Here is a 17,644-nt window from a genome sequence, read left to right as displayed (position 1 = left end):
TGTTCTAATTCTCTGATGGGCTTGAGTCTTCCACAGAGCCCGGAAGACTGGTTTTCAACAGGGCAAAACAGCTTCTAGACTGGCCCTGCCAAGGTTACCACAAAAAACACGGCAACAATCAAGAGCTCAAATACAGCTATAACACACACCAATATCCCTATGACAAGTGCTACACCACTGCTTTTGTTGACCCCAAAATACCCGCAAAAGATTGAAGCCACTGGAAATGCAATGTAACAAAATACACCACATGATTGTAAGGGAATAGCAAAAGCGGAACTACCATAAAAATGGCCGCTAGTATGCAGTTGCACCATCGCTGGCGCAACGACAAGCATCGCAGCTCCGACCATTACACTTATCCATGGCAATGTGTGCCACTCAGGTTGGCCGCGATCCTCAGGGTGCAATGGTGACGTGTAGGGATTTTCTTCCATTCTTGCATGACCACTAGAAAATTTACTGTTGTCTATTGCCGTGCATATTTTGCCCGCAGATTAGCTTCTTCTACACTATAGAAGTTTTGAAGGTCCATTGATGCACCTGGAGGCACATTCCCTGCGAGTATATCGACAATAATGTTAGGGTACTTTGCAATAAGCTGATCTACCGCTGCCTGCATGGCATAGCCTTCGATTTCTGGAATTGATTCCCTGTAGCCATATGCTATTGTTTCCGCAAGATAGTAGATGCCAAAAAAGTGATCTAATCCCCAGCTATTAGCCTGGAGGGAGTGTGTTGTCTCATGCGCAAGCAATGACACGTTGTTCGCACTCCAAGCGCTGGGCACCCACTCCTTGCCAACTGTATAACTATTTGAAAAATATATATCACCGCCTATAGTTACGGCGCCTGCCTTCGAGAAGTTAATTGCACAATATGCAAATGTACCAAAAACTGACGCCCAGTCACCTATGCCAAGCGAGCTGCCTTCTGCCAAATCCACTGAGTTTAGCACAGAAGAAACATCTGAGCGTGAGTATGGATGATTCGCGTTCTTATGCAGCCACTCAAGCACCTCCTTCTCGTCTGCTGTAAGTGATCGGTTTTTAGAACTAGTCAAACCTATTGCCCAAAGTGTCTTTCGTGTCCACGCTAAAGCCAAGTAGTCGATTGCTGCACCGGCTACAGCATAGCCGGTCAATGCTCTTTTCGTATCCGCTTTTCGCACGTAATTCCCTACGGCTAATCCAGCTAATGCTCCAATAAGTATTTCACCACTCGGATCAACCCCCATCACAGGGTTCCCATGCGTATACAAATACTTATGGAAACTCTGCGGATCTGACGAGTTACCCGCAAACGGATCCAGCCGATTAAACCGCCCGGAGTTCGGATCGTAGTACCTCGCTCTCAGATACTGCTGGCCGATGCGTGAGTCAAACTGCTCGCCGCTGTACTGCAGTGAGGTGAGCGCTCCGGTGCTGACCACTGCCGCAATGGCGTTGTGGATGGCCAGCATCTGGCCGTAGGCTTCGTAGGTATAAACCTGCAGAATGGCGGCGGCTGCGTCGTAGAGAACCTTCACGCTGCCGTGGCCGTCGTGGCCGAAGATGTGGGTTTCTTCGCTGGTGACGTTACCGCTGCCGTCGTACTGGGTGACGGTTTGGCTGATTTCGTCGTGGCCGAAGTTGTACGTGATCGTCTTGATCACGTTGCCGTTTTCGTCGTAGACCGTTTCCTTGATCACCTGCTGGTAGCCGGTGAAGTTTTGGTGGTCTACCAGGTACTCGGTGCTTGTGGTTTCGTCCCAGGTGCCGTTGGCGTCGGTATCGACCTGATGCAGGGCACTGACACGGATGCCGCTGGCGTCGTAGTCGTAGGTTGTCTTCTCGATGCGGGACTCGACGCCACTTGTAAACGACGTGACCGTTGCAGTATAAAGGCGGCCTTGCAGATCGTAGGTGAAGCTCGTCTGCGAGAGGTCTGCTTGGGCCAAATTGTCAAAGGCCGATTTGGAGGTCTGCTGCGTGTGGTCGTAGTCGTACGTGGTGGTGACGTCGACCGTACTGTCATTATTGACATCCCGCTCTTCGGTTTGCAAGCGATCGTTGGCGTCGTACAGGTAGCTGATCGCCTCATCGACGGTGCCGTTGAAGTCGCTGTCGAGTTCCTTCTTGGTACGGCTGCCAACCAGGTCGTATTCAAACCACTCGGTCTGATCGAACTGGTTGTCGAAGTGATCGATCGATTCTTCGACAAGTCGGCCTAGCTCATCATACGTCCAGTCGATATCGACGACATGGGGCTCCGGCGTTCCGTTCTCGTCGGAGTCGAGCCAGTACGTTTCGGTCACGCCGGTCCGCTTGCCGTCGGCTCGCACTTCGTAGTCAAACTCGGCCAGCTTGTCGTTATCGGACAGATCCTCCGGCGTGGCATCGGGGGCGTAATGGGTCAGCACGTCGAGACGGTTGAGTTCGTCGTAGACGTAGTCTTCGATCACACCAGCGAATAACATATGAACAAACGATGTGTGCTGTATGTTCAGCAGCACATAAAACCACTTTGGCTGCGAAATGCTTTGCGGGATCGTCGGTTCTTAGTAAGTATAATCCTGTCTTGATCAACCCTAGCGACATGTTGATGGGCTTCAAGCAAGCATGTCGATAGCAACTCGCATTGAACATCAAAGTCATGGGTACGGGCATTGTCACACTTACTCATATCCTCAAAGCAGCTCCATGCCAAGGTGGCATCCGACCACCCGATGGTCATCTGGCGTGGTCTGTATAGCAAAAGATCGAGGGCGTGACTGCGAAGTAACGATCGATGACATGAAATAGGCATTAAGTTAAATCGAGAGTCATTCATTTCCCATACTAGTCGCGGTACTTCCGAGAACCAAATCTGAACTGAACTAGCTATGGCAACATTGCTTGAACATTGTGATTCTGCCACAACCTCAAATTCTGCCAGTGGCAGACGTCGTTTCGGGAAGCTGAAATCCGAGAATTTTACAAGGCAGTTTCTAAGTTCGACTCCACTGGGCCACTGAGTTAGAGTGTATCCACGCGTTGTCAGGTACTCGGCATATGCCTGTTTCCACTCGTATATGGTTGATGCTATATAGTTCTCGTCTGACGTCCGCAGCAGCTTAATCCCAAACCACGAGATCACGATAATCTCCTGTTCATAGTGGCAGGGCGGAGAGTGCTACAGCTGTAACTGAGGCGCTTCCGACCCATACGGTACAATTAATTGCCCAAGGCGGAATGGCTGGCCCAAAGTAGCCAAATGGCAATGTTAGTTTAATGCGCTGTGTTTCATTGGCTATTACGCTTTCAGCAGTTGCGGCAAATGCGAACCACGCAAATAACGCATCACTGTGTTTAGCTATCGGCAGTAGGCGATATCCTTTTGACCTAAGTCCATCCGGCGTTATTGTGGGAGTGACTTTGAGTTCGCTTACTCCTAAGCCAGAGTACGCAAGCCAATCACTGGATCTTGTAACTACCTCGAATGTGATTCCTGCAGGTGCTCCTTTTCTGTATGCGTAGATTCCGACGTGCCATGGAATACCCCCATGCTTCAACAGTTCGGCATCAAACTTGCCATAGATATGAATGGTCCACGGTCGGTTCGCATAACGCCGAGCAAAGAAACCTCCCTTTTGCTGCGCCTCTTGTCCTCGCGAATTGCTACTAATCGACATGCTAGATAGCGTCCCGACTATCGTAAACAGCCCCGTTGGATCAATCCCCATCACCGGGTTGCCATGCGTATACAAATACTTATGGAAACTCTGTGGATCCTGCGAATTACCCGCGTATGGATCTAACCGGTTAAAGGTCCCCGTCTGCGAGAAGTAGTACCGTGCCCGCAAATACTGCATGCCGAGCCAGCTATCGAACTGCTCGCCCGAGTAAAGCATCGTGGTTAATGCTGCGATCTGGTCGAAACCGATCGGGTTGCCGTAGGCGTCGTATTGGTAGATTTGGCTGCTGAGCCGGTTGCCAAGGGCATCAACCAGGCCGCGTGTCGAACCGTGGCCATCGTACAGAAGTGTTAGCGAGCTTTCGCCCACATCCGCTTGGGAGAGCACGTCGTGTCCCAAGACATACGAACGCTTCAGCGCTCCGTTGACAATCTCTTCCACAATCTGCTGGTAGCCAGTGTGGTTGTGGCGATCGATCAGGTATTTGGTCTCGGTGACGTTCGTGCCGTCATTGACTGACTGCAGAGTACGGATGCCGGTGTGGTCATACTCGTAGTCGATCGTTTCATCGACAACTCCGTCACCGTCGCTATCGATTTCGACATGCGCTAAGCGGCCTTGCAGGTTGTAGGCGTAGGTCGCCTCTGATAGCAATGTGCCGCTATTGTCCAGGCCTGCGAAGATTTGTTTGCCTGTTTGTTGGTCGGCGTCGTAGCTAAACTCGGTAAAACGATCTTCTGCGTTGTTCGTGCTGTTGAGTGTCTCGGTCAATAGGCGGTCATTGGCATCAACGACATAAGTAGTCACGTGTTCGACCGAACCATCGCTGCCGTTGTCGACCGTCTTTTCCAGGCGATTGCCGACTAAGTCGAACGTATAAGTTGCCGTGAAATCGAGGCTATCGTCATGGCTGTCGAATTCCTCTTGGATCAGGCGGTCGGCCGCGTCGTAGGTCCAATCGATTTCCGTCACCAGCGGACTTCCACCATCGTAGCGCGTTTCCGTCACCCCGGTCCGCGTTCCATCGACATCCAAGTGATAGTCGAACGACTCCAGCACCGGATTATCGCTCAAGTCCTCTGGCGTGGCGTCGGAGCCATAGTTGGTGAGCAGTTCCAACCGGTTCAGCGAATCGTACTCGTGGTAAGCGATCATGCCGTTAGCATAGTCGATTCGTTCGAGACTTCCCATCAAAGTATAGGAATAGGAAGTCACTTCCGGGGTCGCCAAGACCGTGTCGTTGATTTCGACAGCGCGGACTTCGCTCAGCCGACGCAGGTCGTCGTACACATAATGGGTGTCGTTGACCGGATCGGCCGTGCTGCCGGTGTACATTCGGGTCAACTGCCCAGTGACTTCGTCGTACTCGCGGAAGATGGTTCCTTCGAGCAAGATTTCCTCGATCAGTTGCCCTCGATCGTCGTAGATCATATCAATCGTGCCCCGGGCATCCTCTACCTGAATGGTGCGACCGAACGCGTCATAGTCGTAATCAACCACTTCGTCTGCAGGGACAACATCAGGATCGATACCTGCCGCAAAGTATTCCATTTGATCAAGGCGACCAAACTCGTCGTAAATGGTGTCAATGGTCCGTCCATCGAAGGTCGTTTGGCGGACTTGCCGCCCCATGTCGTCGTACTCGAAAGTCTCGGTCCAGTTCCCTTCCGGCAGCGTGCTGTCATCGGCCGTTCCTTCAATGCCGTCTGCCCCGTAGCCTAGCGGCAGGGTGCGGCTGAGCATCCGGCCATCTTCGTCATAGGTGAAGCGGGTTTCGCGGAGTTTGGGATCGCGGATGACCGTTTGGTTGCCGCGGGCATCGTATTCGTATTCGTAGCGGGGGCGAGTCAGCGTGCCGCCGTTATCGGGATCGGCGACGGCGGGTAGTTCGACCGCGGCGAGGCGTCCCTGGGCGTCGTACTCGTAAAGCTTCGTTTCGACGTGTTCGGAGGAGACGTCGTCGATGAAGCTGCTTTCTGCTTCGCTCCAGACGGCGTTGATACTGCCGTCGATCTGCGTGCTTTCGGCGATCGTGCGGCCGAACTCGTCGTACCGCATGAGCATGTACGAGCCGTCGGTCAGCGTCGTGCGGGTGCGCTGGCCGAACTCGTCGTACTGGTAGGACGTTTCCTGGACCTGGCTTTCGTCGACCAGGGTGTTGCCGTCGGCAAATTCAACCTGGATGAGATTGGCTCGCTCGGTTTCAACGCGGCCTTGCTCGTCGTGGATCGTTTCCATGCGATAGCGGACCATCGCCCCAGGGTACTGATCCCCCAGACCAACACTTTCGGCAGTGACTGCGTGGGTGACGGTGGCGACCTGGCGACCGAGATCATCGTACTCGTACTCGGTTGCCTGGCCATCGGCACTGACCGACTTCTCGACCTGGCCTTTTTCGTTGTAGATGGTTTTGCTTGAGGAAATCTCGGTGCCGTCGGCCGCTAGACGGGAGCCAAGGATCGCCAGCCCGGCGGCGACCGGGTCGGCGACGGTAGTGTCGTCGTCCGGATCGAACATCTCAATATTGAGTCCGGACAGGCGGATCGATTGGACGGCCCGGCCTTGCTCGTCGTAGATGGTGCGGGTGCCGTAGATGGTATCTCCGGACCCTTCCTGATAGGTATCGGTTTGGTAAGTGACCTGGCCCTTCTCGTTGTAAAGGGTGCGGTTGACGAGCCATACGGTATTGCCCGTTTCATCGACCGCTTCGCGGCGCGATTCGACGGTATCCCCAAACTGATTGTAGAACGTGAGACTCTCGAAGCCGTAGTTGTCGATCGTTTTGACGACTCGTCCGGCGTTGTCGTAGTCGGTGCTACTTTCGTAGATGGTGGTCCCAGCGTCGACTAAAACGGTGGTGCGGAAGACGCCGGTGCCGAGGACGTCGATGACGATATCGTCGACCTGCTTGCTCGACGTGACCTGGCCGGCGGCATCGTAGGTGGTAAAGCTGCCGGAAATGGGGTCGGTGGTGCCTTGTTCGTACTGCGAGGTGGAGGCAATCTGCCGTCCGGCGGCGTCGTACACGCTACGGCTGACCAGCCAAACAGCATTTCCATCTTCGTCGACCGATTCGGTGCGGGATTCGATCAACTGACCGCGGAGGTCGTAGATGCTTTCGCTGGTGAAGCCGAACTGGTCGGTGGAATGGGTGACGTTGCCATTGAGGTCGTAGGTGGTGCTGGTGGTGTAATCGACGAAGGCGGGATCGATGGTGACTGACTCGAAGTTACTGGTGACGAACTCGCCGGTCGGTAGTATGGCCCGGGTGGTGCCGGTGGCCTGGCGTGAAGCATCGTATTCCGTTAAATCGAGAATCTGGATTTCGTTGGCACCGGTGCCAACGAAGTACCAGGTGGCGGTTTGATCGCCATTGGTATCATACTCGAAGTAGACGGTCCGCCCACTCGAGCTCTTGGAACTTGTGACGTCACCAAATTGGTTGTAGGTGGTGGTGAAGAGAAGCTCGCCATCGTCGTTGCGGGCGGAGGTGAGGTTCCCCGTTTCATCGAAGACGAAGCTGGTGCTTTGGCCATCGGCATCGATGATAGAAGTGGGCAAGCCATGGCTATTGTAAATGGTACGGGTGGTGTTGCCGAACGCATCGGTCGAAATGGTCGGCTGACCGTACTCGTTGACCTGCGTCTTGGTAACGTTGCCACGCGGATCGGTTGTTTCGAGGAGATCGCCTTTGTCGCTGTAGACGTAGAAGGTGGTGAGGTCGTTAGTCTCGCCGTTTTCTGGTGAATCAATTTCACCGATGACGACTGTTTCGGACGTTTGATTATCATCTTCGTCGTACGAACGAAGCATGATGGAACCTTCCGGGCCTACCTCTTTGATGACATTACCGCGGGCATCGACCTCAATGATGGTCGTGTTGCCGAGTTGATCGGAAATGTGCTGAATCTTCGTGTTGCCGTCCCACGAGTATTCGATCGTTTTGCCATCGGCATCGATGGTTTGCTTCAGGCGGCCTGATTCGTCGTAGACGTTCTTAGCGGCTGCGCGGCCGTAGGGGTCGATGACCTGGTCGATGTAGTGCGGCGGTGCATTTGCCCCTTCGAGATAGGTGAACTCGGTGGTGGCATCGACTCGGTCAGTCACGCTGACAAGGTTGCCGTCGGCGTCGTAGCTGTACTCGATACGGTTACCGGCGGGGTCGATAATTGCCGAGATGCGATTGGCAAAGTCTCGTTCAAATTGTACCCCGCGGCCCGTGGAGGAATGGATGCCGTAGTCATCGATGTAGATGGCGTTGTTGTTGGTGTCGTAGATGGTGCTGAGTTCGCCCGTTTCGGCATCGATAATCAGGCTGTTGCCGTTTCGGAGCTTCAGTTCGTACGATCCACCAAACGTCGGGTTGGCCGGGTTGTAGGCTTCGCCGGTACCTTGGTAAACGTATTGATCCCCTTGCTTGACGAGCCACTTGTCGGTGTCGACGATCAGCTCGCTGGTAACCCCGTAGTCGGGGACGAATTTCGGAATGTAGTCGATCACGATACTGAAGACGGTCTGGTTGGGCTCGGCGTAGAAGGTGAACCCTTCTTCGGTCCCGTCAGGCAAGGTGATCACCACGCGGTCTCCGTCGCGGAACGCAGGGTAATTGCCGTAGCCAGAGAGGCTGTCGTTTTGCAACGTCAGGTCGACCTTGGTGGTCGCGATATCAAGATTCCAGCCGTAGCCGAAATCACCTTGAACGTCGGCGTCCAGGGTGTCGTAACTGCGGGTGATCGTGATCGGAATGCCTGCGACGGGAACTTCGAGGTCGACGAACGACATGTTGAAGTTGCCAAGCTTCAGGGCCCCATCAATGGTGATGATCCGCTGCGCCGACGATGTGTTGAGGGACGTATCGGTTGCTTCAACTCGGACAACGTAGGTGCCGTTGACCAAGGTGGTTGGATCGATAACCGTTAGTGCTTGCTGCTGGATATCGGTCAGCGTTTGACCCGAATCGGCACTGACGCTTTCAATGACGCGGAACTCGCCGCCATCCAAGCGGCCGATCGAGACCTCATAGGAAAACAGGTCGTCTTCCGGATCGATAATAGAGCCGAGCAAGGCCGTTGGCTCGGTTATCGTGCCATTCGAATCGGGGGACGTGATACTGATCGTCGGTGCCGCGTTGTTCGGATCGCGAACGACAACGCTACCGTTGGCGGTGCCTTGGTTGCCGGCATGGTCGATGGCCGTACCAACGAGCGTGACCAAGCCTGGATCGGATAACGTAATGCGGGCAATGCCGTCCGAACTCAGTGGCACTTCGTTTCCGTCGACCGTCAACTTGAGACTTGCCACGTCCTCGTCGTCTGATCGCACTTGGATGGTGACCTGATCGCCAGGGGCGATCGCGGGTTGGCTCACCAGTACGGTAACGTTCGGAGCGACCGTGTCGGCGTCCACTTCCAGGTCAAATGTCTGCACATCCGCCGACAGGCCGCGTTCGTCAGTCACGGTGACACTGACAGAGTGCGTGCCGATATCGGTCTCCTGGGTTTCCCAGGTAATTCGCCCATACGAATCAATGGCCATGCCTTTGCTGACCGACGTTGCGTCGAGTTGATACGACAACAGGTCGTTGTTGGCATCGGTCGCATTGACGTCATAGCGATAGGTGCGTCCGGCGGTTACTTCTTCGATCGGCGAACTGTTGATCACGGGGGCGACATTGGCGTCGCGCACCGTGACGTAGAAGAGTTGGCTGGCGAATGCACCCGCCGCATCCGTGGCTTTGATCCGGAACGCAAATGTGCTGCCAATTTCAGCTGCGTCCGGGTTCCAGTCAAACTCACCGGTCGAGGTGTTGAATGATAGCGAATTGGTAGGTGTCGTACCAACCACGTCCAAAGTGTAGATGATCGTATCACCGACATCGGGGTCTTCCACGACGGGGTTGTATTCGAATGTCGTCCCCACCTCGGCGAAGCTGTCGGGGCTGGATGTTAATACCGGGGCATTATTGGAAGCCGTGTTACTGATTTCCAACTGATAGACTTGCTGTACGCCCAAGCCAAAATTGTCGGCGATACGCACATTGATGACGTAGGTACCTTCGGTGGGATTGGCCCACTGCAAGAGGCCGGTGTCGTAGTCGACCGTGACTCCCATCGCTTGGGTGCTTTGATCGAGCGTAAAGTGGACGGGATCGCCGTCAGGATCAAACCCTTCGACCTGGTACGTGTAGGTTTCTCCGGGCTTTCCGAAGATAGGTGGATCGGAAGTAATCATGGCCGGTCGATTGGCCCCGCGTACAGTCACCGTGAAGGTTTGCTCGTCGTATCCTCCCTGGAGGTCAGAAACGCGTAGCGTGACAAGGTGACTACCAACTTGGCTTCGCTCTGGTTTCCACTGGACGCGCCCCGTATTGGGGTCAACCAGCATGCCGCTCGGAGCATTGGTCAGTTGCCAGCGCAAGAAATCGTTATCAGTATCCTCGGCTGTCGCTTGATAGGCATAGACCCAATCGGCCAAGGCACTCTCTACCGCTTCGCTTGTTATGGCTGGTGCCGCGTTGTTTGACTGATTGATGACGTTGATGTCGTAGGTCGCTGTGGCTGTTAAAGCTCCGTCTGAGACTTCGATAGAGACCTGGTACGGCGAACTCGGGTTGTTGATCTGGCTTGCCGTCGGAGTCCACTGAATGAGTCCCCGACTGTCGATCGTCATCCCTGTAGGCGCCGAGGTTAAAACAAAGGAGAGGGGATCTCCATCGGCATCAAGGGCATCCACCTGGTGCAGCAGGAGATGCCCCGCCTGAATGGACGATCGCATGACGGAATCGATCGTCGGTGAGGCGTTGCTGCTGGGGTCGGCCACTCGTAGATCGAATACCTGCTGAGCGACGCCACCGGCGGAATCGAACGCCAACACCGTAATGGAATAGAGCCCAGTTTCCGTTGGCGTGCCTGCGATAGTGGCAGTTCCGGCACTGCCAGGCGTAAAGGTCAGGCCAGCCGGCAACGCACCGACATCCAAGAGGCTAATCGTGACTTCGTCTCCGGCGTTTGCATCACTTGCCACGATGGAATAGGTGTACGCGGTACCAACATCCACTGTGCGTACCGGCGTGCTGGTGATGGTCGGAAGTGTGTTATCGACCACCGCCAAGTCGAACGACTGCTTCGTGGCAAGTTGTCCATCGGAAGCGGTGATTTCAATGTGAACCTTGTCACTGGTCGCAGGAGTCCAGGTCAGAAGTCCAGTCTGCGAGTCAATCGACATGCCAAGTGCGATCGAGGCAGCGTCGAGGGCATAGGTGATCGCCTGGCCTTCAGGATCGGACGCCGCGACTTGATAGACATAGGCCTTGTCTCGCACCGCCGGACCGGTTGGGCTCGAAGTGAACTTCGGTGCGAGGTTTGCGGCAACCGGAGACTGGACCGCGATGGTATACGACTGAATCGCCGAATTGCCATGTCCATCGGATACCGTGATTTCAACGTCAAAACTACCCAATACCTGGGGTGACCAGGTAACGCGGCCGTTCTCGTCGATCTGCATGCCTGCGGGGGCACTCGTCAGTTCGTAGCTCAGCGAGTCGCCATCGGGATCGTAAGCGTCGACCTGGTAGGAATACCCTTTATTCAGACGAACGGAACTCAATGGTGCCGAGCGAATAACCGGGGGATCATTGGCTGGCGTCGTTGCCACAACCGGCAAGATGAATTCTTGCTCGGTCACTCCGCCGTTTCCGTCGTCGACGGTGATGGTGACAGTGTAATCACCGGATGTCGTAGGCGTCCAAGTAAGCAAACCAGTCTCGTTGTCGATCGTCATGCCTGACGGCGGCGAAACGAGCGTGTAGGCAAGCGCATCTCCATCGGCATCGGTGGCAATGACCTGATACTCGTAGAGGCTGTTTTCCACCGCAGGGCCCGTCGGCGTGGAGGTAATTTCTGGGTACTCGTTATTGGGAAGTGGATCAACGACCGGAAGTGTAAAGCTCTGCGTGGTTGTGTCTGTGCCATCGTTGACGGTGATCGTGATCGGATAGCTACCGCTCGAACCGGGAATCCATGTCAACGCACCTGTCTCGGAATCGATCTCGATTCCGTCGGCCTCGGCGGCGCTATCGATCGAGTAATTTAGCACATCACCATTTGGATCATGAGCGGCTACCTGGTAGTGAAAGCGTTTGCCAGTGATTGCCGGGCCCGTCGGAAACGATGTGATGACAGGTGGGTCGTTGCTCACTGGCGGAGCGACCGCAGGCAATTGGAAGGTCTGCGTCGAATACGCACCGTGTTGGTCCTCTACCTTAATCTCGACCGATTCGCCATACGTTACGGCAGAGGGAGTCCAGGATAGTGTGGAACCTACCAGGCTCATTCCGGTAGGACCATTCCCCAGGGAGAAAGTAAAGCTATCTCCATCCGGATCCGAGGCCGTCAGCTCATAACTCCACGAACTGCCAACCCAAGCAGGTCCGGTAGGAGTCGAGGTGAACTCGGGCGGCTGACTCGCTACCGTTTGGGCAACGACCGAAAGGGTAAACGTTTGCGTGTAGTATGCGCCACTATTATCGGTCGCGGTGACGGCTACCTCGAAATCTCCCAGCGAAGTGGGCGTCCATTGAAGTTGGTCCCCCACAAGCACCATACCTCGATCTTGCGAGATCTGGTCGAGTGAGAGCGTCACGACATCACTCTGGTTTGGATCGTCGTAGGTGATGTCGTAGCTATACGGCTGTCCAATGAACGCAGGCCCGGTGGGAATCGAAGTAATCGTCGGAGGCGCGTTCGTATTTACCGAGAGAATGAATTCCTGAACGGCTTCTTTTCCGCGTCCGTCGCTGGCAGTAATCGTGACGCGTTGGTTTCCGCCGGTGGGGCTGGACCAAACCAGTAGACCGCTGGTAACACCGATGGAAAGACCAGCCGCAATCGAATCGGCATCGAGCGAGTAGGTAACCACGTCACCGTTGGGATCGATGGCCTCGGCTTGATATTGGAAGGCCTCCCCAATGGCCGCTCCACCTTGGGGAACCGAGACAAACTGAGGAGCGTCGTTGAACGATGCTACGGTGACATTAAAGGTCTGTAAGTCGATCCCGCCTTGCCCATCTTTGACACGCACATAAACGGTATGGGAACCGATCTGGTCGCTGGTCGGAATCCAGGCGATCCGACCGGTAACGGGATCGATGGCCATGCCTTCGGGGGCATATGGCAAATCAAATGTCAATGTATCGTCGTCCGCATCCACCGCAATTGCGTCATAGCGGTACGTTTCGCTTTCGATGGCGGCCAGCACAGGCGTCGACGTGATCTCTGGACGCTCATTTCCGTACCCGTCAGGCAGCGAGACGTCGATGCTCAGCACGAGGGTTGCCGAACCGCCCCGACCATCGATCGCTTGAACCTGGACCTGGTGCGTGCCAACCTGGTCGACAGTGGGAGACCAGGTGATTCGGCCGGTAAGCTGATCGATGGTCATCCCACTGGGCAGCGGCATTCCGCCAGATTCATTGTCGACCAGCCGATACAAGACGGTGTCGCCGTCCGCATCGGTCGCGGTGACGTCAAGAGTATAGTCTCGATCCGCATCCCAGGTTTTCGCGGGGACCGTCTGGAAAACCGGATCTGCGTTGGCCGCCGAAGGGGACAGCACGTCCACGGTCCAAGTCTGCAGGTCCTCGCCACCACGCCCATCGGTTACCTTCGCGGTAAATTCGTACGAACCGGGCGTTGACGGCTGCCACGAGAGTTTTCCGGTAAGCGGATCAATCGTCGCGCCATGTGTTTGACCAACCAGTTCGTAAGTAAGTTCGTCCAGATCTGCATCTACGGCGTCGACGTCGTATCGGTAGCCGGTGGTGATCGTCACCGGAATCGAGCCGATAACGACCGATGGGTTTGAGGCCCTGACAAACTGTAGATCAAATGCGTGGGCATTGCCATCGCCAGTAATAAGAACATCAAACGAAAGTATTGTTTCGCCAGTGGCCGACTGAGCGCCGGTCAAATTCACGACGGAAACGCCAGCATCGGTTACCAGCAGATCAATCGTGAGATCTTCCAGGACCGTGGTCGTCATCACGTCGACGAAGGCGTTCGTGAATGAGACGGCCGTATTTCCTCCTTGAGAGAGTTCATACAAGCTCCAAACGGTTCCGTTATTTTGAAAACTGAGATCGATGTAGTCGATTTCCGTGTTTTCGGACGCGTATGCAACGTCGAGTCCGACACTTTCAGTGAATGTACCGCTGGCTCCTTCCAGATAGGCAGTTCCGTCGGCGCTGCCGCCCAGTGCGACTTGTGAATTTCCGTCCTCAAAGTCCGCACTGACAACGCTATGCAGGGTGACACCACCTTCTTCTAAATCGTCTAGCAGAGAGCCGAAGGTTATCGACGAGATAATGTTGTCTCGATCCTCGTCTGTGATCAGGATGACGTGGGAGGATGCGGCAGAACGATAGCTAAGACTATTCAAGGCCGTACTGATTCCGGAGTAACCGTCTTCCGTCCCGCCACTGATTTCCAGGCTACTGGTTAAGTCTGAGATCTCGGAGGCAGAGCCCCATCCGTCACCAGAGGTGGTGGAAAAGACGTGCCCCAGGTACGGATCGTGGGGGCCACTGTCGGCGACATATGGATCGTATACTGCGTTTTGCGCGGAGGAAACTCCGATATAGTACGTCCCTGTCGACGGAGCCTCGAACGTCAACTGAGGATCGCTATAGCCCGTCGCGACCCTGAGGTTGGAAGCAACTTCGTTACCGGAGGCGTCAAAAACTCGTAAGAGAGTGTCGATCCCACCTCCGTAGCCGCCATATCCGTCAGGATCATCCAGGGAGTCGATGTCGATAACGACTCTTTCTCCCGAAGTGAGATCCAGCGAATACATATCGACATCGTTTTCGCCGTAGCTTCCATTGCCCTGGGTACGGTGAGCGATAATGCCGCCGTCGCTCGGTTGACTGAGAGCCTGAGCCGCGGAGGTGGTGTCTCCGATGTCAGTTCCCGTTGAACCTTTCACCGATAGCAAAATTTCATAGTCGCCGGTGCTGCCGCCGTAACCGCTGGCGTCCGTTGAAGGATCGTAGTCGTAATTCTCTTCGCCCGAGATGCCGATGTAGAAATTGCCAGTACTTCCATAGTTGGTAAACCGGAGGAAGTCATCGTCGCCATCAGGGACTCCTCCGTAGCCACCGTAACCACTATAGCCGCCATAATCATCCGAGGACGAAGCTACCACGTCTCCCTGATCATTAAAGACGCGAATGGTACCGTCGAAACTGCTGAGCGAAGTGCCATCATCCAGGGTCAGCGCGTCCAGGTCGATGAACAATTCGTCGTAGGAGTTCAGCGTAACCTGGAACATATCGACATCCAAGCTACTATGCGAACCATCCCCAATATCTCCGGCTAGTCGTAACCCACTGCCGGCCGAGACGGTGACTCCATAGGCAGTTGAAATCGTATCGCCAAAGTCGGAAAGGCTAGGCATTGTTTCTGGTGAAACATGCAGTCGGTACTCACCTTGACTGCTGCTTCCTCCGCCTTCCGCTTCTCCGTATCCAACCAACGAGTAGCGATTGTCGGTAACGCCTTGCGCTACAAGGAACGAATCCAGGCTTAGTACCATGTTCTGCAGCCAGTCGTGGTAACTTGACATCGAGCCCGACTCATCGACGACAAAGACAATATCTGCGCCGAGCACTCCTTCCTCATCCAGTACGAGATTGACAGTCTGAGTAATGGTTTCTCCATTCTCCAGAGCAATGTCGATGCTGATGGGGGACACGTCTCCGGTGGAATTGCCCGCCATGATTTCCGGCAAGATCAGCTGAGTTGATGGCTCGCTGACGATGACAGGGGGCGTGTTGCCTGGCTCAGGGTTCACGTAGACATCGAATGTCTGGAACGCTTCGCCACCGTTGCCATCGCTCACTTTGACCATCACGGTATGAGTCTGGTCGACTTGATCGGCCGTGGGCGTCCACTTCACTAGGCCACGCGTTGCATCTTCGAGCGTCATTCCTGCGGGGAATTCCCCTTCGACGAGTAAATAGGTCAACGGGTCGCTATCGGGATCGGTCGCCGCAAGTTGGTACCGATAAGGCGTATTCACGTAGGCGTCGGTTTCAGCAAACGATGTGAAGCGCGGTGGGCGATTGCCGGTCTGGACCACTTCCAGCGTGTACTGCTGATCGGTATAAGCGCCGAACGGATCGGTTGCGCGAATGACGATCGGATAGGTCCCCTTGTCTCCGCTGGCCGTGTCCCATTGAACGATGCCGCTGGACGCGAACACCGACATCCCGTCGGGACCAGATACCAGCGAATAGGTGACGTTGTCTTGATCGGGATCCATCGCATCGGCGTGGTATTGATAGGTGGCCCCTTCGACAACTTGCGTTACCGGGGTCGATACGAACTCGGGAGCCTCGTTCAGAAGCGATAGGAAGACCAACTCGTAGCGGAACTGTTCGCCGGATGGGTTGTAGAACTGCAGTTCAAGCCCGGCAGCGGTTTCTCCAGGTTCAAACTGATCAGATGCGTCATCGACGACAAGATCCGTGATGTTGTAATAAGGAATTCCACCTGGCGAGATGCCATTATGCCCCTGTACGACAACATTCGGGTTGTCCAGGTTTTTGACGCCAAGCAGGACGGGGCCACGAATGGCATAGGTCCCGACGTTCTCCAGATCCAGTCCCGCGTAAAGCATATCCTGCGATTTATGGAATGACGTCTGGCGATAGTTGACACCCATGCTTGGGGTAACATCGGAAAGACGATCCCAGTCGATCTCGAGGCTCGACTGGGCAGATTCTGGAGCCGATAGGGTTACCGTCGAAGTGGATGTATTGCCAGCGGAATCGGTGATCGTGTATTCAAACGTTTCGCCAGTGAACCCCGCTTTGGCCTGGTAAATCAGATAACTTCCATGGACTTCGACATAGCCTTGGGTTGAACTTCCAACGGAAGAAATCGTGATTTCATCTCCATCCGCGTCGAAATCATTGTCGAGCACATAAAGATAGACCTCCATACCTGCCTCGATGCCGGTGACGACATCTGCTTCCGCCGTCGGGTCCAAGTTGGCCGTCAGCGTGACGGTCGCCGTTTCGGTCGTGAATCCGTCGGAAATCGTATACAGGAAAACGGCTTCCTCGAAATCGGCAGGGGCAATGAAATCGAGAGACTTGCCATCCGCAGCGATCGTGACCGTCTCGCCGTTGACCGCCGTGACGGAGGTGATTGTCCCGTCGATGTGAATGTCATTGCCAAGGACATCCAACGAGATATTCGAGCCTGGAACAATGCCGCCGATCGTATCGTTGACAGCGTCCAATGCGGGTGGATTGATGAGGCCCGTCAATGCAATGGAGTACGCCGCTTCATTGGAATCATTGCTGTTGATGACCAATGTTCCGTTGCGCGTTCCCGGCGTGGTACCTGAGAGTTCCAGGACCACAGCCCGCTGCGAGTTGGCTGGAATCGTGAGCGGTTCACTGGTGCCAACCAGGCTATACCCTGACGGAGGCGTGAATGACGATACCACAAGTTCGCCATCACCGATATTTTGGATGTAGAAAGTGCGGCGACTTGCGCCACCGACAGCGACATTACCGAAGTCAATCGTTCCGATGCCATCTTCAAGTTCATACGAACCGGTGACATCACCAAGGACAACAATTTCACTTGCAGCCCCACCACCGTAATCTCGGTTCAGTTCCAACTCGTACTGGAACGTATTCCGGCTGGTGCCAGAGCCCCCGTAGTAAGCCTGGTACGCTTCGTTACCATCCGAAGAAACGCCCAAATAATAAATACCCCCAGAGGTCGAGGTGTAATTCAACACTGGATCGCCACCGTAGCCGGAGTCAGGATCGCTGCCGCCGGCATAATCGGCGTTGGCGACCTGGTTGCCGGAGCTATCGAACAGGCGAAGGTGCGCATGGCCGCCGTACGCCCAGAAGGAGCCGTCATCCAGTTGATACGAGTCGATGTCAGCCGATAGCGTTTCTCCAGCACCAAG

At 54.9% G+C, this 17,644-nt stretch carries 3 protein-coding genes; all 3 read right to left on the bottom strand.

Going from position 1 to position 17,644, the window contains the following annotated elements; translation table 11 throughout:
- Positions 1-469: 469 nt before the first annotated feature.
- Positions 470-2,494, bottom strand: a complete 2,025-nt coding sequence (locus HOV93_RS10545; protein ID WP_207396460.1) for an RHS repeat-associated core domain-containing protein — start codon at positions 2,492-2,494, stop codon at positions 470-472.
- A gap of 636 nt (positions 2,495-3,130) precedes the next feature.
- Positions 3,131-17,467 (bottom strand): putative Ig domain-containing protein, encoded by a 14,337-nt coding sequence (locus HOV93_RS10540; RefSeq protein ID WP_207396459.1) that lies wholly within the window; start codon positions 17,465-17,467, stop codon positions 3,131-3,133.
- The coding region (locus HOV93_RS10535; RefSeq protein ID WP_207396458.1) for a hypothetical protein at positions 17,461-17,644 on the bottom strand (184 nt) is incomplete at its 5' end. The genes HOV93_RS10540 and HOV93_RS10535, both read right to left, overlap by 7 nt.

This window comes from Bremerella alba, from assembly GCF_013618625.1.
GTDB lineage: Bacteria > Planctomycetota > Planctomycetia > Pirellulales > Pirellulaceae > Bremerella > Bremerella alba.
Note: the sequence above shows the minus strand (reverse complement) of the source record. Positions and strands in the feature narration are given on the sequence as shown.